Source organism: Micromonospora sp. NPDC049060, assembly GCF_040649055.1.
In the GTDB taxonomy this organism is placed as follows: domain Bacteria; phylum Actinomycetota; class Actinomycetes; order Mycobacteriales; family Micromonosporaceae; genus Micromonospora; species Micromonospora reichwaldensis.
Map to the genome: position 1 here is coordinate 14,700 of NZ_JBEZEV010000065.1, position 24,275 is coordinate 38,974.

26 protein-coding genes are annotated in these 24,275 nt (G+C 74.6%); 7 read left to right on the top strand and 19 right to left on the bottom strand.

Annotated elements, in window-relative coordinates:
* Positions 1-77 precede the first annotated feature (77 nt).
* Entirely contained in the window at positions 78-299 is a 222-nt protein-coding gene (locus AB0B83_RS21485) for a DUF2631 domain-containing protein (RefSeq protein ID WP_121396083.1), read from the top strand.
* Between the two features lie 100 nt (positions 300-399).
* Here the strand turns inward: AB0B83_RS21485 and AB0B83_RS21490 are convergent, their stop codons facing one another.
* The 8 genes from AB0B83_RS21490 to AB0B83_RS21525 all read right to left on the bottom strand — a co-directional run bounded on the left by AB0B83_RS21490 (position 400) and on the right by AB0B83_RS21525 (position 9,589).
* Positions 400-1,803 (bottom strand): DivIVA domain-containing protein, encoded by a 1,404-nt coding sequence (locus AB0B83_RS21490; RefSeq protein ID WP_357579655.1) that lies wholly within the window; start codon positions 1,801-1,803, stop codon positions 400-402.
* 31 nt (positions 1,804-1,834) lie between these two features.
* Entirely contained in the window at positions 1,835-2,986 is a 1,152-nt protein-coding gene (rlmN, locus tag AB0B83_RS21495) for a 23S rRNA (adenine(2503)-C(2))-methyltransferase RlmN (RefSeq protein ID WP_357579656.1), read from the bottom strand.
* Between the two features lie 104 nt (positions 2,987-3,090).
* Positions 3,091-4,290 (bottom strand): phosphatidate cytidylyltransferase, encoded by a 1,200-nt coding sequence (locus tag AB0B83_RS21500; RefSeq protein WP_357579657.1) that lies wholly within the window; start codon positions 4,288-4,290, stop codon positions 3,091-3,093.
* Between the two features lie 295 nt (positions 4,291-4,585).
* Complete coding sequence (frr, locus tag AB0B83_RS21505) at positions 4,586-5,143, bottom strand: ribosome recycling factor (protein ID WP_151456851.1); 558 nt, start codon at positions 5,141-5,143, stop codon at positions 4,586-4,588.
* Between the two features lie 75 nt (positions 5,144-5,218).
* Positions 5,219-5,986 carry a UMP kinase gene (pyrH, locus tag AB0B83_RS21510; RefSeq protein WP_357579658.1) on the bottom strand — a complete coding sequence of 256 codons (768 nt, stop codon included), beginning with the start codon at positions 5,984-5,986 and terminating at the stop codon, positions 5,219-5,221.
* 161 nt (positions 5,987-6,147) lie between these two features.
* A complete protein-coding gene (tsf, locus tag AB0B83_RS21515; RefSeq protein WP_311410935.1) occupies positions 6,148-6,978 on the bottom strand; it encodes a translation elongation factor Ts in 831 nt (276 codons plus the stop codon).
* Positions 6,979-7,113: 135 nt separating this feature from the next.
* A complete protein-coding gene (gene rpsB, locus AB0B83_RS21520; RefSeq protein ID WP_357579659.1) occupies positions 7,114-8,010 on the bottom strand; it encodes a 30S ribosomal protein S2 in 897 nt (298 codons plus the stop codon).
* Positions 8,011-8,320: 310 nt separating this feature from the next.
* Positions 8,321-9,589: a hypothetical protein gene (locus AB0B83_RS21525; RefSeq protein WP_357579660.1), complete on the bottom strand. Its 1,269-nt coding sequence runs from the start codon at positions 9,587-9,589 to the stop codon at positions 8,321-8,323.
* A 294-nt stretch (positions 9,590-9,883) separates the two neighbouring features.
* Between AB0B83_RS21525 and AB0B83_RS21530 the strand changes: the two genes are divergently transcribed.
* From AB0B83_RS21530 to AB0B83_RS21540, 3 genes are read left to right on the top strand one after another with little or no spacing between them, the layout of a single operon-like run.
* Positions 9,884-10,243 (top strand): YraN family protein, encoded by a 360-nt coding sequence (locus AB0B83_RS21530; protein ID WP_121396090.1) that lies wholly within the window; start codon positions 9,884-9,886, stop codon positions 10,241-10,243.
* Between the two features lie 52 nt (positions 10,244-10,295).
* Entirely contained in the window at positions 10,296-11,816 is a 1,521-nt protein-coding gene (locus AB0B83_RS21535) for a YifB family Mg chelatase-like AAA ATPase (RefSeq protein WP_151456855.1), read from the top strand.
* The gene (locus AB0B83_RS21540; RefSeq protein WP_357579661.1) at positions 11,813-13,021 is read left to right on the top strand and encodes a DNA-processing protein DprA; all 1,209 of its coding nucleotides are present in this window, start codon (positions 11,813-11,815) and stop codon (positions 13,019-13,021) included. Before AB0B83_RS21535 ends, AB0B83_RS21540 begins: the two co-directional genes overlap by 4 nt.
* A 26-nt stretch (positions 13,022-13,047) precedes the next feature.
* On the opposite strand, the gene AB0B83_RS21545 is transcribed toward AB0B83_RS21540, so the two are convergent.
* Positions 13,048-13,383 carry a hypothetical protein gene (locus AB0B83_RS21545; protein WP_357579662.1) on the bottom strand — a complete coding sequence of 112 codons (336 nt, stop codon included), beginning with the start codon at positions 13,381-13,383 and terminating at the stop codon, positions 13,048-13,050.
* Positions 13,384-14,005: 622 nt separating this feature from the next.
* On the opposite strand from AB0B83_RS21545, the gene AB0B83_RS21550 reads away from it, so the two are divergent.
* Complete coding sequence (locus AB0B83_RS21550) at positions 14,006-15,103, top strand: tyrosine-type recombinase/integrase (RefSeq protein WP_357579671.1); 1,098 nt, start codon at positions 14,006-14,008, stop codon at positions 15,101-15,103.
* Between the two features lie 101 nt (positions 15,104-15,204).
* On the opposite strand, the gene AB0B83_RS21555 is transcribed toward AB0B83_RS21550, so the two are convergent.
* Positions 15,205-15,789 carry a GNAT family N-acetyltransferase gene (locus tag AB0B83_RS21555; protein ID WP_357579663.1) on the bottom strand — a complete coding sequence of 195 codons (585 nt, stop codon included), beginning with the start codon at positions 15,787-15,789 and terminating at the stop codon, positions 15,205-15,207.
* Between the two features lie 133 nt (positions 15,790-15,922).
* Between AB0B83_RS21555 and AB0B83_RS21560 the strand changes: the two genes are divergently transcribed.
* The gene (locus AB0B83_RS21560) at positions 15,923-17,104 is read left to right on the top strand and encodes an aminotransferase class V-fold PLP-dependent enzyme (RefSeq protein WP_357579664.1); all 1,182 of its coding nucleotides are present in this window, start codon (positions 15,923-15,925) and stop codon (positions 17,102-17,104) included.
* Here AB0B83_RS21560 and AB0B83_RS21565 read toward each other — a convergent pair.
* A complete protein-coding gene (locus AB0B83_RS21565; protein ID WP_357579665.1) occupies positions 16,992-17,747 on the bottom strand; it encodes a M23 family metallopeptidase in 756 nt (251 codons plus the stop codon). The two genes, AB0B83_RS21560 and AB0B83_RS21565, sit on opposite strands and share 113 nt — an antisense overlap.
* A gap of 207 nt (positions 17,748-17,954) precedes the next feature.
* On the opposite strand from AB0B83_RS21565, the gene AB0B83_RS21570 reads away from it, so the two are divergent.
* Positions 17,955-19,061, top strand: coding sequence for a sulfite oxidase (locus AB0B83_RS21570; protein ID WP_357579666.1), 1,107 nt, complete (start codon positions 17,955-17,957; stop codon positions 19,059-19,061).
* A gap of 101 nt (positions 19,062-19,162) precedes the next feature.
* Here the strand turns inward: AB0B83_RS21570 and AB0B83_RS21575 are convergent, their stop codons facing one another.
* From AB0B83_RS21575 to rimM, 8 genes are all read right to left on the bottom strand, one after another.
* Positions 19,163-19,486, bottom strand: coding sequence for a DUF2469 domain-containing protein (locus AB0B83_RS21575; RefSeq protein ID WP_007075222.1), 324 nt, complete (start codon positions 19,484-19,486; stop codon positions 19,163-19,165).
* The gene (locus tag AB0B83_RS21580; protein ID WP_357579667.1) at positions 19,483-20,295 is read right to left on the bottom strand and encodes a ribonuclease HII; all 813 of its coding nucleotides are present in this window, start codon (positions 20,293-20,295) and stop codon (positions 19,483-19,485) included. Before AB0B83_RS21580 ends, AB0B83_RS21575 begins: the two co-directional genes overlap by 4 nt.
* Positions 20,289-20,783, bottom strand: coding sequence for an NUDIX domain-containing protein (locus tag AB0B83_RS21585; protein WP_132232686.1), 495 nt, complete (start codon positions 20,781-20,783; stop codon positions 20,289-20,291). Before AB0B83_RS21585 ends, AB0B83_RS21580 begins: the two co-directional genes overlap by 7 nt.
* A 48-nt stretch (positions 20,784-20,831) precedes the next feature.
* Complete coding sequence (gene lepB / locus AB0B83_RS21590; RefSeq protein ID WP_151457074.1) at positions 20,832-21,452, bottom strand: signal peptidase I; 621 nt, start codon at positions 21,450-21,452, stop codon at positions 20,832-20,834.
* Positions 21,449-22,336 (bottom strand): signal peptidase I, encoded by an 888-nt coding sequence (gene lepB / locus AB0B83_RS21595; protein WP_357579668.1) that lies wholly within the window; start codon positions 22,334-22,336, stop codon positions 21,449-21,451. The genes lepB (AB0B83_RS21590) and lepB (AB0B83_RS21595) overlap by 4 nt, the downstream gene beginning before the upstream one ends.
* A 184-nt stretch (positions 22,337-22,520) precedes the next feature.
* Positions 22,521-22,877, bottom strand: coding sequence for a 50S ribosomal protein L19 (gene rplS, locus AB0B83_RS21600; RefSeq protein ID WP_210836847.1), 357 nt, complete (start codon positions 22,875-22,877; stop codon positions 22,521-22,523).
* Positions 22,878-23,019: 142 nt separating this feature from the next.
* A complete protein-coding gene (gene trmD / locus AB0B83_RS21605; protein ID WP_327030771.1) occupies positions 23,020-23,793 on the bottom strand; it encodes a tRNA (guanosine(37)-N1)-methyltransferase TrmD in 774 nt (257 codons plus the stop codon).
* 20 nt (positions 23,794-23,813) lie between these two features.
* On the bottom strand, positions 23,814-24,275 hold a 462-nt coding region (gene rimM / locus AB0B83_RS21610), incomplete at its 5' end, for a ribosome maturation factor RimM (protein WP_357579669.1).

Below are 24,275 nucleotides of genomic sequence, written 5' to 3' on the forward strand. Positions count from 1 at the left end.
CGGTCGGACCCAGCGCCGGGCCCGGCACGAGGCGTGCCAGACTAACCGGAGATCCGATCGCGAGGGAAGGACCGACAGTGGCAGGAAGCGAGCCGGTAACGTCGCCAGACCAGCACAAGCCCGGGCACCGCAAGTCCGGGCGGATCGGCGCGGTGGTCTCCGCGCTGGCCTTGCTGGCGATGCTCTGCGGCAACCACGAGGGCAGGGTCGAGAACATCTGGCTGATCGGCCTGGCCGTGCTGCTGCTGCTCATCGTCATCGGCGACACCGTGCTGCGGCGCAACGGCCTGCGGTCCTGACCGCACCCGCGTCAGCCGGCGTCGCACCGGTCCGCGCGCCGGAGGCCACACGCACGAGGGCCCGCCCCCGACCGGGGAGCGGGCCCTCGCCGTACGCGGATCAGCGGCCGAACAGGATGTCCTGCACGTCCTTGAGCGCGGCGTCGACCTCGGCCTCGAAGTAGCCGCCGGGCACCAGCCCGAAGCGCAGCGTGTCCAGATCCTTCGGGTTCACCGGCATCGGGTTGCGCCCCTGCATGCCGCCCAGCAGCGTGTCGAAGAACCGGTCGACCTGGTCGGGGTCGTACCCGCTGCCGAACCGGCGCACCTGGAAGCTGCGACGGATCTGGTCGACGCGGTAGAGGTCGCTGCCGGGGGGACCGGCCATCGGCGGGCCGACCATCGGCGGCGGGCCACCGACGGGTGGGCCGGCGTGCGGTGGGCCAGCGACCGGCGGACCACCGACCGGCGGGCCGGCGTGCGGTGGGCCGCCGAAGCCGGACTGCGGCTGCGGAGGCGGCCCGGCCGGGCCCCGGCCCCGCAGGTCACGCAGGTCCCGCTCGGGCATCCGGATCTCGGCGGTCATGTCGGCGCGAGCGCGCCGGCCGGCCTCGAACCCGTCGAAACGCGGCTCGTCCCCGTAGCCACCGGGACCGTCGCCGTAGCCACCGCCGGGGCGATCGCCGTAGCCACCCGGACCGTCGCCGTAGCCACCGCCGGGGCCGTCGCCGTAGCCACCGCCCGGACCGTCGCCGTACTTGCCGGGTCCGTCGCCGTAGCCACCGCCCGGGCCGTCGCCGTACTTGCCGGGGCCGTCGCCGTAGCCACCGCCGGGTCCGTCACCGTAGTTGCCGGGGCGGTCGCCGTAGTTGCCGGGACCGTCGCCGTAGCCGCTGGGGCCGGCGGGCAAGCCGCGCGGCGGCGGAGCGCCGTGGCCCATCGGGGCGCCCGGTCCCATCGGGCCGGGGCCGCCGGGTCCGCCGGGACCGCGCGGCGGTTCGTAGCCGCCCCGCGGGGCGTCGTAACCACCGGCGAAGGCACCGGTGGGCTCGTCGTAGCGGCCGTAGCGGTCGCCGGGCGGACCGGCCTGTGCCGGCATCGGCCGGGGCGGCATCGGCTGCGGGACCGGCGACATGCCGCGGTCGTCGCGCGCCGGGGGGCCCATGCGGTCCGGGGGACCCATCCGGTCGGGCGGACCCATGCGGTCGGGGGCGCCCAGGCGGTCGGGCGGACCGAGGCGGTCGGCGTCGCGGGGGTCGCCGCCGCGGCCGCCGGCGCCACCGCGCTCCTCCAGCTCGGCCAGCTGCCGCTCGACCCGGTCGAGGTGCAGGTCGACCTGCCACTCGTCGTAGCCGTTGAAGCGGACCCGGAAGACGACGTCGTGGACCTCCTGGGAGGCGACGGGGGCGCCCACCGGACGGCCGTCGAGCGTCGCCTCGACCCGGTCCAGGAAGGCGTCGACCTCGTCGACCTTGTATCCCCGGCGGAGCGCCTTACGCCGGAAACGCTGACCCTGACTCGCCACTATGTCTCCTGGTCTCGTTCGCTACGCCCGGTCACGCCTTCTCCCTGGCCCGGTCGGTGTCGGTGTCAATGTCCTCGGCGGCGGCGAGCTGCCCGCACGCTCCGTCGATCTCGCGACCCCGGGTGTCCCGCACGGTCGTCGACACCCCGGCCTCGCGCAGCCGCCGGACGAACTCCCGCTCGACCGGCTTGGGGCTGGCGTCCCAACGGCTGCCCGGAGTCGGGTTGAGGGGGATGAGGTTCACGTGGGTCAGCTTCCCGGCCAGCAGCCGCCCGAGCAGATCGGCTCTCCACGGCTGGTCGTTCACGTCTCTGATCATGGCGTACTCGATCGACACCCGACGCCCCGTGCGGGCCGCGTAGTCCCACGCCGCGTCCAGCACCTCGGACACCTTCCAGCGCTGGTTGACCGGCACGAGTTCGTCGCGCAGCTCATCATCGGGGGCGTGCAGCGACAACGCAAGGGTCACCGAGAGGTCTTCGCTGGCCAGTCGGCGGATGGCCGGGACCAGGCCCACCGTGGAGACCGTGATGTGGCGCTGCGACAGCCCGAGCCCCTCGGGCGCGGGCGCGACCAGCCGGCGGATCGCCGCGACCACCCGGGAGTAGTTCGCCAGCGGCTCGCCCATGCCCATGAAGACCACGTGCGACAGGCGCGGCGGTGAACCCGCCACCGCCCCGGAGGCGGCCACTCCGGCCAGGTAGACCGCCTGGTCGACGATCTCGGCGGTGGAGAGGTTGCGGGTCAGCCCCGCCTGCCCGGTGGCGCAGAACGGGCAGGCCATGCCGCAGCCGGCCTGGCTGGAGATGCAGACGGTGACGCGGTCCGGGTAGCCCATCAGCACGCTCTCCACCAGCGAGCCGTCGTGCAGCCGCCAGAGCGCCTTGCGGGTCGCGCCGTCGTCGCAGGCCAGCTCGCGGACCGGGGTGAGCAGCCGGGGCAGGAGCTGGTCGGCGAGCTTCTCCCGGGTGGCGGCCGGCAGGTCGGTCATCTGCCCCGGGTCACGCACCAGCCGACCGAAGTAGTGGGTGGAGACCTGCTTGGCGCGGAACGCCGGCTCCCCCAGCTCGGCGACCAGGGCGCGGCGGCCGGCGAGGTCGAGATCGGCGAGGTGACGGGGCGGCATCGCGGGCCGCCGCCCGGGGGCGTCGGGGTCTGCGGGGATCAGGGGCAAGCTCGTCATGGCGCGTCCAGTCTGTCACGCCGGACGGCCGACACACCTGTCCGGAGGTGCCGAATCGCCCCCCGCCGCCCGGGCGGGACCACTGACGACGGGTGATTCACGCCTCACTCCAGCACCGGAACGAAGACCGCCAGGAGCAGGTACGCGGTCGGCAGCGCGAAGAGGATCGAGTCCAACCGGTCCATCAGGCCGCCGTGCCCGGGGAGCAGGTTGCTCATGTCCTTCACCCCGAGATCCCGCTTGATCATGGACTCGGCGAGGTCACCGAGGACGGCGGCGCCGGAGACCGCCAACCCGAAGAGCGCGCCCCACCACGGGGCCACGTCGAGGAGCAGCCAGAGCAGCAGGGCGCTGCCCAGCGCCGCGGCGGTGACCGAGCCGGCGAAGCCCTCCCAGGACTTCTTCGGGCTGATCGAGGGGGCCATCGGATGCTTGCCGAAGCTGACGCCGGCGGCGTACCCGCCCGTGTCGGAGAGGACCACCGCGGCCAGCGTCACCAGCACCCGCAGGTCGCCGTCCTCGGGCACCGCCGCCAGCAGCGCGGCGAAGCCGGCGAGGAACGGCACGTACACGGCGATGAGGGTGGCGGCGGTCAGGTCGCGCTGGAAGCCGCCCGGTCCGTCGCCGAGCCGCCAGACCATGGTGCCCAGCACGGTCACCAGTAGGCCGAGGCTTAGCGCGTCGGGGCCGGAGAACCAGGCCAGCCCGATGGTGAGCACCCCGCCGGCGATCAGCGGCACCAGCGGCGGGTGCGCGCCGCTGCGGCGTACCGCCCGGGCCATCTCCCACATGCCGATGGCGACCGCCGCGGCCACCACCACCAGGAAGGCGGTCCGGTAGAAGAACAGCGGCACCACGATGAGGGCGCCGAGGCCCACGCCGACGGCGATGGCCGCCGGCAGGTTGCGCCCGGCCCGGCTCGGGACGGGCTGCTGGGTCGGGGGCCGGTCGGCGCCGGCCCGGCGCCGACCGCGCTGCCGGCGACCCGAGGGCCGCGCGGGCTCCGGCTCCGGCTCGACGTCCCGGACCGGTTCGAGCTGGGTGGTCGGGTACTCGGAGTCGTCGGGGTCGCGGTGGCCGTTCATCGCCGCCGGTTCACCGGCCGCCGCCACGTCGGCGTGCGGGCGGGAGGGGGCCGGCACTTCGGCGTACGCGTCGGGGAGCGCTGCGGGACGGCGGTCCCACCGGCCCGGATCGATCTCGGGCTCCGGCCAGGGGAGGGCGGGCACCGGGGCGGGAGCGGGCGCGTCGGGGCTGTCCCAGCCGCGGGGCTCGGCGCTGCCGTGGGGATCGAGGTGGGACATCACGCACCGAGCGGGACCGGTACGAGATCCACCAGATGACGCACAACCACAACCATTCCCCTACCCGCGCGACTGTTCCGTCCGGTTGACCCGCCCGACGGCCGGCCGATTCCCACCGTTCACCGCAGGGTGCCGGGAATCCTGCCGAGCCTACTGCACCCGCCGATCCCTCACGTCCGACCGGCCCCGTGCCGGCCCGCCGACGACGGTGGCACCGGGGCCCGCCGCCAGAGATCGGGCGGTGGAGCGCCGGTGCCACGACGTCGTCGTCGCCGGCGGAGTGCCGGCGCACGGTTCACACCTCGAGAAGCTCGCTCTCCTTGTGCTTGACCAGGTCGTCGACGGCGGCGACGAAGCGCTGGGTCAGGTCGTCGAGTTCCTTCTCGGCGCGGCGGCCGTCGTCCTCGCCGACCTCGCCGTCCTTGACGAGCCGGTCCAGCTCCTCCTTGCCCTTGCGGCGGATGTTGCGGATGGCCACCTTGGCCTCCTCACCCTTGTGCCGGGCGACCTTGATCATCTCTCGGCGGCGCTCCTCGGTCATCTGCGGGAGCAGGATGCGGAGCTGGTTGCCCTCGTTGTTCGGGTTGGCGCCGAGGTCGGAGTCGCGGATCGCCTTCTCCATGGCGTTGATCTGCGAGTTGTCGTACGGCTTGATGATCACCATGCGCGGCTCGGGGACCCCGATGGACGCCATCTGGGGCAGCGGCGTGGGGCTGCCGTAGTAGTCAATGATGATCTTGGAGAACATGGCGGCGTTGGCGCGACCGGTGCGGATCGCGCCGAACTCCTCCTTGGCGTGCTCGATCGCACGCTCCATCTTCTCCTCGGCCTCGAGGAGGGTGTCGTCGATCACCGGTCTCCTCGCCTCCTTCTGTGCTCGTCGTGGGCTTGTCGTGTCGGAGGGACCGCTGAGGTCGGGTCGGGCCGCTCAGGCGGTGATCAGAGTGCCGATCTTGTCGCCACCCACGGCCCGGATGATGGTGTCGTCGCCCTGCGCGCCGAAGACCAGCATCGGCAGGCCGTTCTCCATGCACAGGCTGAACGCGGCGGCGTCGGCGACCCGCAGGTTGCGCCGCAGCACCTCGGAGAAGGTGATCGCGTCGAACTTGCTGGCGGTCGGGTCGATCCGCGGGTCGGCGGTGTAGACGCCGTCCACGCCGTTCTTGCTCATCAGCACCACGTCGGCGCGGATCTCCAGGGCCCGCTGGGCGGCCACGGTGTCGGTGGAGAAGTACGGCATGCCGGCGCCCGCGCCGAAGATCACCACGCGGCCCTTCTCCAGGTGCCGGATGGCGCGCAGCGGGATGTACGGCTCGGCGACCTGGGCCATCGTGATCGCGCTCTGCACGCGCGTCTCGATGCCCTCCTTCTCCAGGAAGTCCTGCAACGCGAGGCAGTTCATCACGGTGCCGAGCATGCCCATGTAGTCGGCCCGGGCCCGGTCCATGCCGCGCTTCTGCAACTCCGCGCCCCGGAAGAAGTTGCCGCCGCCGACCACCACCGAGACCTGCACGCCGCGGCGGACCACGGTGGCGATCTGCCGGGCGATGGCCTGCACGACGTCCGGGTCCACCCCGATCGCGCCCCCGCCGAACACCTCACCGGAGAGCTTCAGCACCACCCGGCGGGCCCGACCGGGGGGTGGCGCCGTCGGATCGTCCGCCGCCAGACTCCGGTCACTCACAACCTGCGTCATCCGCCCCGCCCTTCCCCATGCGCACGTCCCGTACGCCGCGTACCGCGAAACTGCCGTAGCCGACCCTATGTGACGAGGAGGCCGCGGTGCCTGTCACGTAACACCGGCGGCCTCCTCGTCGACGTTCCCTGCCCGCGGGGCGCGAAAGCGCCCGGGGCGGCTCAGGCCTGGCCGACCTCGAACCGCACGAAGCGGGTGACCTCGATGCCGGCATCGGCCAGCAGCTGCTTCACCGACTTCTTGTTGTCGGCGACAGACGCCTGCTCGAGCAGGACGTAGTCCTTGAAGAACGCGTTCACCCGACCCTCGACGATCTTCGGCAGGGCCGCCTCGGGCTTGTTCTCCTCGCGGGCGGTCTGCTCGGCGATGCGCCGCTCGGAGTCGACGACGTCGGCCGGCACCTCGTCCCGGGTGAGGTACTTCGGCCGCATCGCGGCGATCTGCATCGCCACGCCCCGGGCGTCCGAGTCGGACGCCTCGTCGCCGGCCGTGCTGGTGTACTGCACCAGCACGCCGACCGCCGGGGGCAGGTCCTGGCTCTTGCGGTGCAGGTAGACGGCGGTGGTGCCGTCGAGCTTGGCGAAGCGGTTCAGGACGAGCTTCTCGCCGATCTTGGCGGACTGCTCCTGCACCAGGTCGGCGACGGTCTTGCCGTCCAGCTCGGTGGCGAGCAGCTCCTCGGCGGTGCCGACGCCGCTGCGCTCGCCGTGCTCCACCAGCTGCTGGGCCAGCTCGATGAACGCGTCGGTCTTGGCGACGAAGTCGGTCTCGCAGTTGAGCTCGAGCAGCGCCTTGCCGGAGTGGGCGATCAGACCGTTGGCGGCCGTACGGCCGGCCCGCTTGCCGACGTCCTTGGCGCCCTTGACGCGCAGGATCTCGACGGCCTTGTCGAAGTCGCCCTCGGCCTCGGTCAGCGCCTTCTTGCAGTCCATCATGCCGGCGCCGGTGAGGTCGCGGAGCTTCTTGACGTCCGCGGCGGTGAAGTTGGACATGGCTCTCTCTTCGGTGTTGAGACTGCGGGTGGGTTGGTCCTGGTGCCGGTTACCCGGATCCGGGCGCGACGTGCCCGGCGTACCTGCCGCTCCCCGCCGCCCGGGAGACCGGGCGGCGGGGAGGCGGCGGTGCGGTCACTCCGCGGCGGCGGTCGCCGGCTGCTCGACCGGCTGGGCCTGCTCGGCCTGCGGGGCCTGCTCAGCCTGCGGGGCCTGCTCAGCCTGGGGGGCCTGCTCGTCGGCCTTCTTCGGCTCCTCGAGCAGCTCGCGCTCCCACTCGGCCAGCGGCTCGTCGGAGGCGACGCCCGGCTCCGGCTTCTCGTCGCTGCCGCGACGACGGCCGGAACGGGCGATCAGGCCGTCGGCGACGGCGGCGGCCACGACCTTGGTCAGCAGCTCGGCCGAGCGGATCGCGTCGTCGTTGCCCGGGATCGGGAAGTCGACCTCGTCCGGGTCGCAGTTGGTGTCGAGCACCGCGATGACCGGGATGCCCAGCTTGCGGGCCTCGTCGACGGCGATGTGCTCCTTCTTGGTGTCGACCACCCAGATCGCGGCCGGGAGCTTCTGCATGTCCCGCAGACCGCCGAGCGTGCGGGTCAGCTTGATCTTCTCGCGGGAGAGCTGCAGGGTCTCCTTCTTGGTGTACCCGGCGGCGGTGCCGCTCAGGTCACCCAGGGCCTCCAGCTCCTTCATCCGCTGGAGCCGCTTGTAGACCGTCTGGAAGTTCGTCAGCATGCCGCCGAGCCAGCGGTGGTTGACGTAGGGCTGACCGACCCGGGTCGCCTGCTCGGCGATGGCCTCCTGGGCCTGCTTCTTCGTGCCGACGAAGAGGATGCTGCCACCCTCGGCGACGGTCCCGCGCACGAACGCGTAGGCCTTCTCGATGTAGTCGAGGGTCTGGCGCAGGTCGATGATGTAGATACCGTTGCGCTCGGTGAAGATGAAACGCTTCATCTTCGGGTTCCAGCGCCGGGTCTGGTGCCCGAAGTGGACACCGCTCTCCAGCAGCTGACGCATGGTCACGACGGCCATGGTGGGGTACTCCTCGTGGTCCCTGGTTGTCCCGCCCGGCCAGGCGGCCGGGCGTCCTGGCGCCCGGTCGGCGGCCATGGCGGGCCCGACCAAGATCGGGACCAGGGAGGCCGTCGCCCCACGACGACTCGTGGAGAGGGCGCGCGAGGTCGACCGCGCGAGGCGGTCGCCAGTCGACCAGTGTACGCCCCTTCCCCGCCCCCGATGCCTCGGGTGCGGGGAAGGGGTCGGAACGCCCATTTCCGGCACTCGGCGCGCCCGCCCTGGCCCGGAACCAGCCGTCAGGCCGGGCGGTCCTGACGGCCGAGGGTCAGCGGACCGCGAGGGCGGCGGCGACGAAGAGCACCAGGCCCACGGTCAGGTACGCCGTCGGCGGACGCAGCCACCCCCGGTTCCCCTCCGCGAGCGACAGCCCGCCGGTACGCAGCCCGTACAGGCCGATCGCGAAGATCGGCAGGCCGCAGACCAGGAAGATCCCCACCACGACGTCGGCCGTCGAGACCGGGTCGCCGGTCACGCCGTTGAGCAGCACCCGCATCGCGGGCACCTCGAACACCAGGACCAGCAGGGTGAAGAGCGCGGCCAGCGCCGGCCGCCGCGTCCGGTAGACCCCGTCGCCCGCCGGCGTTCCCGGATGCGGGGCGACCACCGGCGGGTACGCCGGCAGCTCCCCCGGCGCGAGGTCGCCGCGGGGCGCGATCGGCGGCATCGGCCCGGTCGGCATCTCCAGCGGGTGCGGGGGCTCGACCGGCCGGACAGGCTCGTCGACCGGCGTCTCCGCCGGGCTCGCGGCCTCGGCCACCCGACCGGGCGCGACGATCGGGTAGCCGCCCAGCGGGGCCGGGCGGGCCGGCTCCACGGTCCGCTCGACAGGTCCCGCCCCGCCCAGCGCGTCGACGCCCGACATCGACAGCGCGTCGCGGGCATCCCTCGACTCCCGGGCGGCGCGCCGGCCCGGGCGGTCGGCGGGCAGTTCCCCGGAGACGTCCGGGTCCGTCTCGGCCCGGCGCGAGCGGCTCGCCCGGTATCCCTCGGTCTCCGACCGGGCGTCCCCGAGCGGCGGCACCGCCGCGAAGCGCCCCGAATCGGCCTCGCCGAACCTTCCGGGCTCCGATCCCGTGGCGGCGAACCGGCCGGAGTCCTCGGGGCCGGTGACGGCGAACCGGCCGGAGTCCTCCGGTCCCGGCACGGCGAACCGGCCCGGGTCCTCCCGTCCCGTGGCCGCGAACCGGCCCGAGTCCTCCGGCCCGCCGAAGCGGCCCCGGTCGGTGTCGACGGCCGCGAACCGGCCCGAGTCGGGCTCGACGGCAGCGAAGCGCCCGGAGTCGGGCTCCGTCGACGTGCCGAAGCGTCCTGGTTCGCCGCGTCGGCTCCCCGTGGAGTCGCCGTAGCGGCCGTCCTCGGCGGACCGGCGCTGCTCGGGGGCGTTCAGGTCGTCGTCCCGGTACCGGCTCTCGGCCGGACCGCGCCAGTCCGCCTCTCCGTAGCCGCTCTCGCGGTCACGGTCACGGTCGCGGTCGCGGTCGGCCGGATACCAGCGCGACTCCTGATCTTCGACAAAGTTCCGTCGTCCGTCCACGTCCGGCACGGTATGCGACCGGCTCCACGGGCGCCATTCGCCCCCGGCACATCCGCGCCACCGGGAGCACCGGTCACCCCCACCGCTGGTCGGGAACGGCGGTGGCGGGGACGGCAGCGGGCGGGCCGGCCCAGCTCAGCGCCGTACCGCCTGGCTCGTGGCGGCGGTCCACCGAGGCGGGCCACGTAGCACGACGAGGGCATGATCGTCCGTTCGTCCACAGTGCGCCCGTCGTCCACAGTTTCCGGGGCACGGGGCGGCGGCTGCCCGCCCGCCGGGTGCACCGTGCCGGACATGACGAAGCGGAACCAGGCGGTCGGCGCGTACGGGGAGCGGTGCGCCGTCCGACACCTGATCGGGGCGGGACTGCGCCCGGTGGCCCGGAACTGGCGCTGCCCGGCCGGGGAGATCGACATCATCGCCTGGGACGGGCCGGTGCTCGCCTTCTGCGAGGTGAAGACCCGCCGCACCGACGAGTTCGGGCCGCCGGCGGAGGCGGTCGTACCGGCCAAGGCGCGACGGCTTCGCGGGCTCGCCGCCCGGTGGCTCGCCGACACCGGCACCACCGCCGACGAGGTGCGCTTCGACGTCGTCTCCGTACGCCTGACCGGCGCCGGCGCCGCCCGGGTCGAGCACCTCAAGGGGGCGTTCTGATGGGCGGACCCGACCGGACCGGGTGTGGCGTCGAGCGACGGCGGGTGGCGCCGTGAGCTACGCGAAGGTGCTCTGCGTGGGCCTGGTGGGCGTCACCGGGCACCTGGTGGAGGTCGAGGCCGATTTGGCCGCCGGCCTGCCGGCGGTGGTCATCTCGGGGCTGCCGGACACCGCCCTGCACGAGGCCCGGGACCGGGTCCGCGCGGCCGTGGTCAACTCCGGTCAGCGGTGGCCCAACCGGCGGATCACCCTCAACCTGCTGCCGGCCGACCTGCCGAAGTTCGGCTCCGCGTTCGACCTGGCGATCGCGGCGGCCCTGCTGGGCGGCTCCGGCGAGCTGCCACTGCTGCCCCTGGAACACGTGGTGGTCCTGGGCGAGCTGGGCCTCGACGGCACGGTCCGCCCGGTGCGCGGTGTGCTGCCGATGGTCGCCGCGGCCGCCCGGGCCGGCGTCGGGAAGGTGATCGTCCCGGCCGGCAACGCCGCCGAGGCGGCGGTCGTCCCCGGGGTCCGGGTCCGGGCGGTCGACACGCTGCACCGGCTGGTCAGCTTCATCCGCGACGGCTCGCCCCTGATCGAGCCGGAGCCGGACGGCCCGTCGCCGGCCGGCGGCGGGCCCGACCTGGCCGAGGTCGCCGGGCAGGGGCTGGGCCGGCGAGCACTGGAGGTGGCCGCGGCGGGCGGGCACCACCTGGCGCTGGTCGGGCCGCCGGGAGCCGGCAAGACCATGCTCGCCGAGCGCCTCCCGTCGATCCTGCCCGAGCTGGACGACGAGGCCGCGCTGGAGGTCACCGCGCTGCACTCCATCGCCGGGCTGCTGCCACCGGGCGGCCGGTTGCTGCGCCGCCCGCCGTTCCAGGCACCGCACCACACGGCGACGGTGCCGTCGCTGGTCGGGGGCGGTTCCGGGCTGGCCCGCCCCGGCGCGATCTCGCTCGCCCACCGGGGCGTGCTCTTCCTCGACGAGGCGCCCGAGTTCAGCCGGGGCGCGCTGGAGGCGCTGCGCCAACCGCTGGAGAACGGCCGGGTCCGGCTGGTCCGCAGCCGGGGCGGCGCCGAGTACCCGGCCCGTACGCAGCTGGTGCTGGCGGCCAACCCGTGCCCGTGCGCCAAGCCGGCCGGGGACGCGTACTGCGAGTGCCCGCCGCAGGCCCGGCGGCGCTACCTCAGCCGGCTCTCCGGGCCGTTGCTGGACCGGATCGACGTGCAGGTCAAGCTGCCGCCCGTCCGCGCGGCCGAACTGATGCAGGCCACCGTCGACAGCGAGCCCTCCGCCACCGTCGCCGCGCGGGTGGCGGTGGCCCGGCAGGCGGCGGCCACCCGCTGGGCGGTGCTCGGTCACCGGCTCAACGCCGAGATACCCGGCCCGTACCTGCGCCGACCGCCCTGGCGGTTGCCCGGGCCGGACACGGCCGAGCTGCGGGTCCGGCTGGACGCCGGATCGCTGTCGGCCCGCGGCTTTGACCGGATCATCCGCCTGGCCTGGACGATCGCGGACCTGGACGGTCGGGACCGCCCTGACCGGGAGGACGTCCGGGAGGCCATCCAACTGAGGACGGGGGACGCGACGTGAGCACCGACGAGGAGACCCTGGCCAGGGTGGCGCTCACCTGGCTCGCCGAGCCGGGCACCTGGTCGGTGCACCGGCTGGTCGACCGGCTCGGCCCGGTGGCGGCGCTCGACCTCCTGCTCGACGGGGGCGCGCCGGAGGAGACGCTGCGGAACACCGTGGCGGCCCGTTGCGCGGCCGGCGACGCCCGGGCCGTCGCGGCCGACGCGCTGGACCGCACGGACCGCCTCGGCGCCCGGATCGTCGTCCCCGGCGACGACGAGTGGCCGGTCCGGGTCGGCGACCTGCGCCGGCTCCGGCTGCCCGGCGCCTACCGACGGGTGGACATCGAGACCGCCCCGCCGCTCTGCTTCTGGGTACGCGGCTCGTGGCCGCTCGCAGAGGCGTTCGACCGCTCCGTCGCGGTCGTCGGCGCCCGCGCCGCCACCGGGTACGGCACGCACGTCGCCACGGAACTCGGCTACGGGCTGGCCGACCGGGACTGGACCGTCGTCTCGGGTGGAGCCTTCGGCATCGACGCCGCGGCCCACCGGGGCGCGCTCAACGCCGGTGGTCTGACCGTGGCGGTGCTCGCCTGCGGCGTGGACCGCCCGTACCCGATGGGCAACGCGGCGTTGTTCGACCGGATCGCCGACACCGGGCTGCTGGTCAGCGAGTGGATGCCGGGAGCCGATCCGCTGCGGCCCCGGTTCCTCATCCGCAACCGGGTGATCGCGGCGGGCACCCTCGGCACGGTGCTGGTGGAGGCGGCCGCCCGCAGCGGCGCCACCCAGACCACCCACCGGGCGCTCGCCCTGGGCAAGCCCAGCATGGTGGTGCCCGGCCCGGTCACGTCGGCGATGTCCGTCGGCGCGCACGAGACGCTGCGGGAGTATCCGAGGGCCCGGCTGGTGACCGGCGTCGCGCAGGTGCTGGAGGAGGTCGGGCGGATCGGCGACCTGGCGCCCATACCGCGCGGCCCGCAGCAGCCGGCCGACCTGCTCGACGACGACGCTAGGGCCGTCGTCGAGGCGTTGCCCCGCCGGGGCGCGGTCGGTGTGGACGTCCTCGCCGCGCGGGCCGGGGTGCCCGTCCGTACCGCGCTGCGGAAGCTGTCGATGCTCGAGGAACTGGCCCTGGTGCTCCGCCGCGACGACGGGTACGCCCTCGCGCCCCCGCCGGCCGGGAACGCGTCCGGCGGACGACCGGCACCGCCGGAGGGACCGTGAACCGCCCGGCGGACGAGGAGCCGCCGTCAGTCACCTTCGAAGCGGATCTCCATCGCGCGGTCCAGCCGGCAGCGCCGCGCCAACCGGTCCAGCCGGCGCACGTGCGTCAGCTCCGGCGTCGACCGGGACACCTCGGCGAGGCAGCGCACCTCGGCGAGGAGCTGCGGCGCCTGGCCGGCAGGGACCACCAGCTCGCCGACCGGATCCACCCGGTCGAGCAGAGGGGTACGCCCGGTGCCACGGACGCGCCGGACGAGGTTCAGCAGGACGTCGTCGGGATCGGGCAGCACCTCGGCCGGCACGAGGCGACGCCGGTCGGAGCCCACCCCGACCGCCCGGTAGAGGACGACGTCCACCCCCATGCCCGGTCCCCCTTCGTCGAGCCTGGTCCCGTCGCACGGCGACCACGGCCAGGGCCCACACCCGTTGGTACGACAAGTCTGCGCGCACCGGCCGACGCAATCCACCACCCGGGCCGCGCGTCTGCGCCGGGAGCACCCGCGAGCCCGCACGGCCGGCCACCGCCTCGGCGCCCGGTCGGACCTCGGTGCCCAGCCGGTGACCGGAAGCCCGGTGCGCTGCCCGGCCCGGTGGTCTGCCGGTGGCCGGCGGCCTGGTGCGCTGACCGGCCCCGGTGCCCAGCCGGTGGCCGGCAGCCCGATGCGCTGCCCGGCGAGGTGGCGTCGGGCGGCCAGTGCCGTGCCCGGCCCGGTGGCCTGCCGGTGGCGTCGGGCGACCGTAGGCTGGTCCCGTGCCGCCCGAGGATCCGCCGCCCATCGCCACCACGGCCTCGATCCGCACCCAGGTGTACCGAGGGGTGCGGCCTCCCGTGCGGGTCGGCCAGGCGGCGCCCGCAGCTCGGCCCGGCGTAGCAGGGAGGCGCACGCGAGGCGCACCGGGCGCCCGGCGGGTGGCGGCGAGGGGACCGCGGTGAGCCGGGAGGCGAACGGCACCCGGGCGACCCACGAGGCGCTCCCACCGGCGATGCGCGAGGCGGTGGACGACTTCGCCGGGTACCTGGCCGCCGTGCGCAACCGGTCCGCCCACACCGTTCGGGCGTACGTCGGTGACGTGGTGTCGCTGTTGGACCACGCCCACCGGATGGGCTGCGCCGAACTGCCGGAGCTGGACCTCGCCGTGCTACGCAGCTGGCTGGCCAAGCAGCGGACGATGGGGGCCGCACGGACGTCGCTCGCGCGCCGGGCGGCCTCGGCGCGGACGTTCAGCGCGTGGGCCCACCGCTGCGGGCTGCTCCCCGCCGACGTGGCCGGCGCCCTGTCCAGCCCGCGCGCCCACCGGGACCTGCCGACCGTGCTGCGTGCCGACCAGGCGGCCGCCCTGGTCGAAGCGCCGGGCCGGTTCGCCCCGGCCGTGCCGCCACCCCCCGCCGAGGACGACTCCCGACCGCCGTCACCCGACGAGGACGACTCGGCACCGTCGTCACCTGGCGGGGAGGGCTCCCGACCAGCACCGCCCGATGGGGAGGGTTCCCGACCAGCATCACCCGACGAGAAAGGCGCCCGACCGGCGTCGCCCGAGTCGTCGGGTCCTCCCCCTGCGGCCGACCAGGTCGCCGAGGCGGTACTGCTGCGGGACCGGGCGCTGCTGGAGCTGCTCTACGGCACGGGGGTGCGGATCAGCGAGGCGTGCGGCCTCGACCTTGCCGACGTCGACCACGCGCGACGGGTCGTGCGGGTGTTCGGCAAGGGTGGCCGGGAACGGGCCGTGCCGTACGGGGTGCCGGCGCAGCGGGCGCTCGACGAGTGGCTGCGCCACGGCCGGCCGGCGCTGGCCGCACCGCACTCCCGCGACGCGCTGCTGCTCGGCGCCCGCGGCGGACGGCTCAACCCGACGACGGCGCGGCGGATCGTCGGCGGGTACGCGGAGGCCGCCGGCCTGCCTCCGATCAGCCCGCACGGGCTGCGTCACTCGGCGGCCACCCACCTGCTGGAGGGCGGCGCCGACCTGCGGGCGGTGCAGGAGCTGCTGGGGCACTCGTCCCTGGCGAGCACCCAGATCTACACACACGTGTCCGTGGAGCGGCTCCGCGCCGCCTACCGCCAGGCCCACCCACGCGCCTGACTCCCGCCGTCGCAGGCCACCCCGGACCCGAACGGCCCGGACCCGAGCGACCCGGGCACGAGCAGCCGGGACCGGGCTGACGGGCAGGCAGGGGCGGGTGCTCAGGTCCGGCGCGGCGACGAGCCCGGCCCGTCGAGGGCAGAGCCCCGGAGCACCACGTGCGGCTCGCGCCCGAGGTCCAGGCACATCCGCACGTCGTCGTAGCGTTCGTCGCCCACCTCGATGACGTACGGCAGTCGACCCCACTCGCGGAAGCCGAGGCGCTCGTACAGCTCGATGGCACCGTGGTTGTTGCCGCGCACTCCCAGCGCGAGGGTCTCGACGCCGGCCTTGCGGGCGTCGTCGATCAGTGCGCCGGTGACGAGCCGACCGATGCCGCGGCCACGGGCGGCGGGATGTGCGGTGATCTTCTCCAGGTCGGCGTAGTGGGTGAAGATCGGCTTCGGACCGCGCCGCCACGACCCGGTGCCCACCACCCGGTCGTCGAGCACGGCGAGGACCAGCGCGGCGTCGCCGGCCTCGACGAGACCGAGCACCCCGTCCAGCCAGGCGTCGGTCTCGGCGCGGCCGGGCGGGACCGCGTACCCGATCGCGCCGCCCCGCTCGGCCACGGCGTGCAGCACCCGGTGCACCTCGGCGCGCAGCTGCCGGTCGGCGGCGGTCGGCCAGCGCAGTTCGACGTCCATGACCAGCGATTCTCCGGGGTCGAGGACGGTCGACCGGTACGGGCTCGATGCCACCCGCGTCCCGGGCGGGCGCCCGACGGACCGTACCCCGCGGAACGGCGGCGATGGATCGACCGGTCGCTACGATCACCGGGTGAGCCTCCCGCAGCCGCCCGAGCCGATCGCGGCAGCCCGCCTGCTCTTCTCGCTCGACCCGGCGGTCAGCCACCTGAACCACGGTTCGTTCGGCGCGGTACCGATCGCCGTGCAGCGGGCCCAGCAGCGGCTGCGCGACGAGATGGAGGCCAACCCGCTGCGCTTCTTCACGCAGGGCCTGGTCGACCGGATCGCCCACACCCGCCGGCACCTGGCCGGCTTCCTGGGCGCCGACCCGGACGGCACCGCCCTCGTCCCGAACGCCACCAACGGCGTGGCGGTGGTGCTCCAGTCGATCGGCCTGCGTCCGGGCGACGAGGTGCTCACCACCGACCACGGCTACGGCGCGGTCGGCCTCTCCATCGCCCGGGAGTGCCGGCGTACGGGGGCGGTGAACCGGACCCTGCCCGTCCCGTTGGCCGCCTCGGGCGAGGAGATCGTCCAGATCGTCCGCGCCGGGCTGCGCCCCGGCCGGACCCGGCTGCTCGTCGTGGACCAGCTCACCTCGGCCACCGCCCGGCTCTTCCCCGTCGCCGCGATCGTCGGCGTGGCACGGGAGTACGGGATACCGGTCCTCGTCGACGCCGCACACGCCCCGGGCATGCTTCCGGCGCCGGTGGGCGACGTCGGCGCCGACTTCTGGGTGGGCAACCTGCACAAGTGGGCGTACGCGCCGCGCGGCACCGCCGTGCTGGCGGTCGCTCCGCCGTGGCGGGAACGGATCGAGCCGCTGGTCGTCTCCTGGGAGCAGGAGTCCGGGTTCCCCCGCCGCGTCGAGTGGTCGGCGACGCAGGACTACACGGGCTGGCTGGCCGCGCCGGTGGGCCTGTTCACGCTGCGCAGCCTCGGCGTGGACCGGGTACGCGGGCACAACGCCGCGCTGGCGGCGTACGGCCAGCGGCTGCTCGGGGACGCGCTCGGGGTGGCCCCCGTCGACCTGCCGGACCCCGGCGGGCCGGGGATCGCCATGCGGATCGTGCCGCTGCCGGCAGGCCTGGGCACCACGCTCGACGCGGCGCGGGCGCTGCGGGAACGGATCGCCGAGCGGCTCGCCACCGAGGTCGCCGTCATGGCCTGGAACGGACGCGGCTGGCTGCGGCTCTGTGCCCAGGTCTACAACACCCCCGACGAGTACGAGCGGCTCGCGGTGCGGCTGCCCCCGCTGCTCGCCCAGCGCTGAGGGCGGGGTCGTCCCCGTCGAGCGGCAACAGCCGCACGGGTCCCAGGCCGAGCAGGGCCAGCGGATCCAGGTAGTCGGCGCCGCGCCGCAGCCCCCAGTGCAGGCAGGCGGGGGCGGGGCAGCCCGGGTGGCCCGCGAGGAGGGTGCCCAGCGGCGCCCCGGCCGCCAGTGTCTCGCCGGGGCGGACCGCCGGCGACACCGGCTCGTGGGTGGTCCGCAGCCCGTCGGCGTGCCCGACGGTGACGACGGGACGGCCGGCGACCAGACCGGCGAAGAGCACCGTGCCGACGCCGGCGGCCCGCACGGTCGCGCCCGGCGCGGCGGCCAGGTCGACGCCCCGGTGGCCGGGCAGCCACGGCCGGGGCGGCGGGTCGAACCGGCGCACCGGGCGCGGGACGCCGTCGAGCGGCCACCGGAACCGCGCGACCCCGGCCGGCGCGACCCCAGACGGTGCAACCCCGGACAGTGCGACCCCGGCCGTCATGACCGCGGCCGGCGCAACTCCGGGCGGCGCGATCCCGGGCGGTGCCGCCGGGGCGAACGGTCGCCCCGCCGCCGGGACCGGCCGGGCGGCGGGCGCGGCGGGGCCGAGGGACAGCAGGGCAGCGCAGAGCGCGACGGCGGTACGGGCGGCAGGTCGCATGGGCGCAGCCTGCGCGGCACCCGCCCGTCCCCGCCACCCCCGGCGCCCTCGCCTGTGGACGACTGCCGTCCTGTGGACGGCCCCCGGAGGGCCGGGCGATCTGCTAGGCGCGCTGGTTCCTGGGCGTGCCCGGCAGCGCCGGGGAGGCCCTAGGCTGGGACGGGCGCAACGGCGGAGCCGCCGCCGTCCGGCCGGGGGAGGTCCTCGATGACCACTGTGCACGATGCCAGCGGGCCCTCCCGCGTGGCGGAACCCGGCGAGGGCATCACCGCCGAGGAGTTGCAGCTCGCCGCCCGCAACCACGGCATCCCGCTGGAGGCGCTGCGCTACGACGTGACCCCGGCCGGCCTGCACTACCTGCTCATCCACTACGACATCCCGGACCTCGACCCGGACGCGCACGCGCTGACGGTGGCCGGCGCGGTGGACCGGCCGCTGACCCTCGGCCTCGCGGCGCTGCGCGAGCGGCCCCGCGTCACCCGCCGGGTCACGATGGAGTGCGCCGGCAACGGGCGCGCCCTGCTGCACCCCCGGCCGGTGAGCCAGCCGTGGCTGGTCGAGGCGGTCGGCAACGCGGAGTGGACCGGCACCCCGCTGGCGCCGCTGCTGCGCGAGGCGGGGATCGCCGCCGACGCCATGGACGTGGTCTTCACCGGCGCTGACCACGGCGTGGAACGCGGCGTCGAGCAGGACTACCAGCGGGCGCTGCCGGCCGCCGACGCGCTGCGCGAGGAGGTGCTGCTGGCGTACGAGATGAACGGCGCTCCGCTGCTGCCGCAGCACGGTGCCCCGCTGCGGCTGATCGTGCCCGGCTGGTACGGCATGGCGCACGTCAAGTGGCTGCGCGCGATCGAGGTGCGCACCGAGGCGTTCGACGGCTACCAGAACGCGGTCGCCTACCGGCTGCGGCGGGACGCTGACGACCCCGGGGTGCCGGTGACCCGGATCGAGCCGCGGGCGCTGGTCCGGCCGCCCGGCTTCCCCGACTTCATGTCCCGCACCCGGGTGCTGCGGCCCGGTCCGTGCACGCTGGACGGACGCGCCTGGTCCGGCCACGCCCCGGTCGTCTCGGTGGAGGTGACCACCGACGGCGGGGCCAGTTGGCGACCGGCCATCCTGGACGAGCAGGTCGGCGGGGAGTTCGCCTGGCGCCGGTGGCGGCACGAGTGGACGGCGGAGCCGGGGCGGCACGTCCTCGGGGCCCGCGCCACCGACGCCTCCGGGCGCAGCCAGCCGGTCGAGCAGCCGTGGAACCGGGGCGGCTTCGCCAACAACCTCGTCCAGCGGGTCGAGGTCGTGGTGCTGGCGGGATGAGCCAAGCTGCCGGGGAGAAGCGGAGTGACGGCCGCGCGGCGGTGGGGGCGCAGACGGCTCGTACGCCCGGCGGTGGGGCCACCGGGCGGCGGAGCGGTGGGTCAGCCGCCGAAGCCGGAGTCGGCGGGCAGCGAGATGTCGGGCTTCTCCAGCTCCTCGACGTTGACGTCCTTGAAGGTCATCACCCGGACGTTCTTCACGAACCGGGCGGGACGGTACATGTCCCACACCCAGGCGTCGTGCATCTCGACCTCGAAGTAGACCTCGCCGTCGGAGTTGCGCACGTGCAGGTCGACCTGGTTGGCCAGGTAGAACCGGCGCTCCGTCTCCACCACGTAGGAGAACTGGCGGACGATGTCGCGGTACTCCCGGTAGAGCTGGAGCTCCATCTCGGTCTCGTACTTCTCGAGGTCTTCCGCGCTCATCGCACTCCGCCTTCCATGACCACATCTTCCCCCACCGACGCCGGAGGCTGAGGCTGCTCGCCCAACGCCACGCCGACGGTACCCCCTGGCGGGCAGGAGCGCTCCATCGGCTCGTCCCGCCTCGCGTCCGCCGGCCGACGCGCCCGGGGCGGGGCGCCGTCGCGACCGGACACCGTCGCCACGTTGACGTACGAGAACCGGTGCTCCCGGCACGGCCCCCGGTCCCGCAGCGCCGCGGTGTGTTCCGCGGTGATGTAACCCTTGTGTTCGGCGAACCCGTAGCCCGGGAACGCCCCGTCGAGCTCGACCATGATCCGGTCCCGGGTGACCTTGGCGAGTACGCTCGCCGCCGCGACGCAGGCGGCCACCCGGTCGCCCTTCCACACGGCCAGCCCCGGCACGTCGAGGCCGTCCACGCCGAAGCCGTCGGTCAGCACGTAGTCGGGGTGGGTCGTCAGCGACGCCAGCGCGCGACGCATAGCGGCCAGGTTGCTCACGTGCAGGCCCCGCTCGTCGACCTCCTCGGCCGGGATCACCACCACGGCGTACGCCAGCGCGCGGGCCACGACCTCGTCGTGGATCCGCTCCCGGCTGGCGGGGGTGAGCAGCTTGGAGTCGGCCAGCCCGTCGATCTCGCCGCGGCGGCCCTCGGGCAGGATCGCGGCGGCGGCGACCAGCGGCCCGGCGCAGGCGCCGCGACCCGCCTCGTCGGCCCCGGCGACGTGCCGGAAGCCGCGCCGCTGCAACGCGCGCTCCAGCGCGTAGAGCCCACCCTCGCGGCGCACCACCGTGCGCGGGGGCGTCAGCACGGCGCGTCCTGCCCGGCCGTGGGCGCGGGCGCGGCGGCCAGCGCCCGGGCCAGCACCGTCGTCAGGTCCGGCGGGTAGTACCGCTCGCCGCTGGCGGTCAGCTCGTCCGGCGACCACCACCGGTGCGCGGCGACGGTGGCCCGCTCGATCTCGCTGAAGCCGGCCGTGTCGACCTCGTGGCCCGCCACCCGCACCAGGAAGAACTCCTGCTCCTGCCGGTACCACACGCCGTCGAAGGGGAACTCCGTCACGTCGCGGTGCACGGGCGCCCCGAACGCCGGGGCCGGCAGCCGCAGCCCGGTCTCCTCGGCCAGCTCCCGCGCCGCGCACTCGGGGTAGCTCTCCCCCTCGTCCAAGCCGCCGCCGGGGGTGAACCACCAGCGCCCGTGCTCGGGGCGGGCCGGGTCGGAGCCGCAGAAGAGCAGCACCCGACCCGCCGCGTCGACGAGCAGGACGCGCGCCGCACGCCGGGGGGTGTAGACGGTCACCGCACCAGCCTGCCAGACGCCGCCGACAACGCACACGCCCGGCGGCCCCTACGGCTCGGGGATGGCCTCGTACGGCTTCGGGACGCTCAGCCAGGTGGCCCGGCCGAACGGCCAGAAGACGGTGAAGGCCCGCCCCACGACCTCGCCCTCGGGAATCGTGGCGACGGTGATGTCCTGACCGGACTGCTGCCAGTGCTCCAGCGAGTCGCCCGACGCCTCGCGGTGGTCGCCCATCACCCAGAGCCGGCCCTTCGGGACGGTGATGTCGAACTCCTCGGCGGTCTTGTCGCCGGGGTAGATGTAGGGCTCGTCCAGCGACTTGCCGTTGATCACCAGCCGGTCCTGCGCGTCGCAGCAGACCACGTGGTCGCCGCCGACACCGATGACGCGCTTGATGAAGTCCTCGCCGTCGGGGTTGGCGCTCCACTCCATGGGGGCCTTGAAGACGATCACCTCGCCCCGGTGCGGGGAACGGAAGTCGTAGACCAGCTTGTTGACCAGCACCCGATCGTCGATCTGGAGGGTGTTCTCCATCGACGGGGAGGGGATGAAGAAGGTCTGCAGCACGAAGGCGCGCACCAGCACCGCGACCAGGATCGCCACACCCAGGAGGATGGGCAGCTCCTTCCAGAAGGAACTGCGCGGCTTGTCGGTCTGCTCGTCAATCACGGCACGAGCCTACGTTGCCCGGCCCAGCGCCACCGTCCGGAACGCGCGAGAACGGCGAGCGCGACAGCGGTCGGGGCGAACAGCACCAGATCCCCGTCCGGCGTGGGGCGGACCGGGGGCGGGGCGCCGGTGGAGGCGGCCGGCGGGTCGGCGACGTCGTCGAAGGTCGCGGGCACCGACAGGGCGCTCCAGCGCGACGACGGCCAGACCACGGTGAACGCCCGGCCCACCACGTTCTCGATCGGCACCGGGCCCTGGCAGCGGGCGTCCTGGGAGACCATCCGGTGGTCGCCCATGACGAAGATCTGCCCGGGCGGGACCACGACCTCGTCGAAGCGCCGGGACCGGCACTCGCGGGGGTTGGGCGGGATGTCGAGCGGCGAGTCGCGCAGGACGTACGACGACTCGTCGAGCGGCGTGCCGTTGACCAGCACCCGCCCCTCGGCGTCGCAGCACTTCACCCGGTCGCCGGGCAGGCCGATGACCCGCTTGATGAAGTCCTTCTCGCCGGGGCGGCTGACGCCGACCAGGTCGCCGACGGTCCGGCTGAGCTTGCCCGCGAACCCGGGCTCCGGCCCCTCGGCGACCTGCGGGGCCCAGCGGTCGGTGCCCCGGAAGACGACGACCTCGCCCCGCACCGGGTCGCGCACGTCGTAGACGACCTTGTTGACCAGGACCCGGTCGCCGACGAGGAGGGTGTCCTCCATCGAGCCGGAGGGGATGAAGAACGCCTGGAGCAGGAAGGTGCGGATCAGCACCGCGAGGCAGAACGCGACGACCAGCAGCAGCGGCAGCTCCTGCCAGAGCGGCATCTGTCGGCGGGGGCGGCGGGCGCGCCGTCGCCAGGGGTCGAGGGCGCCGTCCTCGTCAAGCGTCTGCACCACGCCACTCTCCGGTCAGCAGAAATGACACTACCGCCCGGGAACCCTGTCGGGGCTCCCCGGGCGGTAGTGGTCGTCGCTCCGCCGTCGTGGCGGGACGTCGCCCGGCTGCGCCCGTAGCGACCAGGGTAGTGCGGTCCGGTCGGTACGACATACGCGCAGCTCGGGCGGCGTGGCGAGCGCGAGGTCAGCTCGGCTGCTTCTCGCGCTTCTCCTTGATCTTGGCCTTCTTGCCCCGCAGCTCGCGCAGGTAGTAGAGCTTGGCGCGGCGGACGTCACCGCGGGTCACGACCTCGATCCGGTCGATACCCGGGCTGTTGATCGGGTAGGTGCGCTCGACACCGACGCCGAAGCTGATCTTGCGGACCGAGAAGGTCTCGCGCAGACCGTCACCCTGGCGGCGGATGACGACGCCCTGGAAGATCTGGACACGGGACCGGTTGCCCTCGACGACCCGGGCGTGCACCTTGACGGTGTCACCGGCACGGAAGTCGGGGAGGTCGGTGCGCTTCGACTGGGCGTCAAGGGCGTCCAGGATGTTCATCGCTGCGTCCTCGTGAGGCTCACGGCGCACCGTCAATCGGTGCGCGGGTGGGTGATTCTGATCCCCGGATGGTGGTCGGTGACCCGACCCCGGTCGAGGATCCTCGCAGCCGGCCGCGGCGCGGCCGGTTGCGGCAACCCCCCTACTTTGCCACATCCCCCGGCGGCACCTGAAATCCGGCCCGGTCCAGCGCGGCGACGTCCCGTTTGTCCAGGCGCTGCGGGTCCACCGCGGCGAGCATGTCGGGACGACGCGTCGCGGTGCGGGTCAGCGCCTCGTCCCGCCGCCAGCGGGCGATCCTGCCGTGGTCGCCGGAGCGGAGCACCTCCGGCACCTCCAGCCCCCGCCAGGTCGCCGGCTTCGTGTACATGGGGGCCTCCAGCAGCCCGTGGGCGTGCGACTCCTCGGCCAGCGAACCCGCGTTGCCGAGCACGCCGGGCAGCAGCCGGGTGACCGCCTCCAGGATCACCAGCACCGCCACCTCGCCGCCGAAGAGGACGTAGTCGCCGAGGGAGACCTCGGTGACCGGCATCCGGGTCGCGGCGTGGTCGAGCACCCGCTGGTCGATGCCCTCGTACCGGCCGCAGGCGAAGAGCAGGTGCGGCTCGGCGGCCAGCTCGTGCGCCATCGCCTGGGTGAAGGGGGCGCCGGTCGGGGCCGGCACCACCAGCCGGGGCGCGGTCACCTCCGCCGGGGCGAGGGCGTCGAGCGCCTCGCCCCACGGCTCCGGCCGCATCACCATGCCGGGCCCGCCGCCGTAGGGCGTGTCGTCGACCGTGCGGTGCACGTCGTGGGTCCAGATCCGCAGATCGTGTACGGCCAGCCGCAGCGTGCCGTTCGCCCGGGCCCTGCCGATCAACGACAGGTCCAGCGGGGCGAAGTACTCCGGGAAGATCGACACGATGTCGACGCGCATGCGGGGGTGCTCCAGCGGTTCTACAGATCGAGCAGACCGGCCGGCGGGTCGACGACGACGCGACCGCCGGCGAGGTCAACCTCGGGGACGATCGCCTTGACGAACGGGATGAGCGCGGTGCCGCCCTCGGGACGGCGCAGCACCAGCAGGTCGGAGGCGGGGGCGTGGTCGATTCGGGCCACCTCGCCCAGCCGGTCGCCGGCCGGGGTGACCACGGCCAGCCCGACGAGCTGGTGGTCGTGGAACTCCTCCGGGTCCTCCGGCGCGGCGACGTCGGCGCTGTCGACCGCGAGCAGGGTGCCGCGCAGCGCCTCGGCGACGTCCCGGTCCGCGATGCCCTCGAACGCGACGAGCATCCGCCCCTGGTGCCAGCGGGCGGACTCCACGACCAGTTCGGCGGGCACCTGGAAGGCCACCCCCTGCTCGGGCGCGGCCGGCGACGGCTGCGGCGCCCCGGGCTCGGTGTGCCGCGCCCGGGGCGT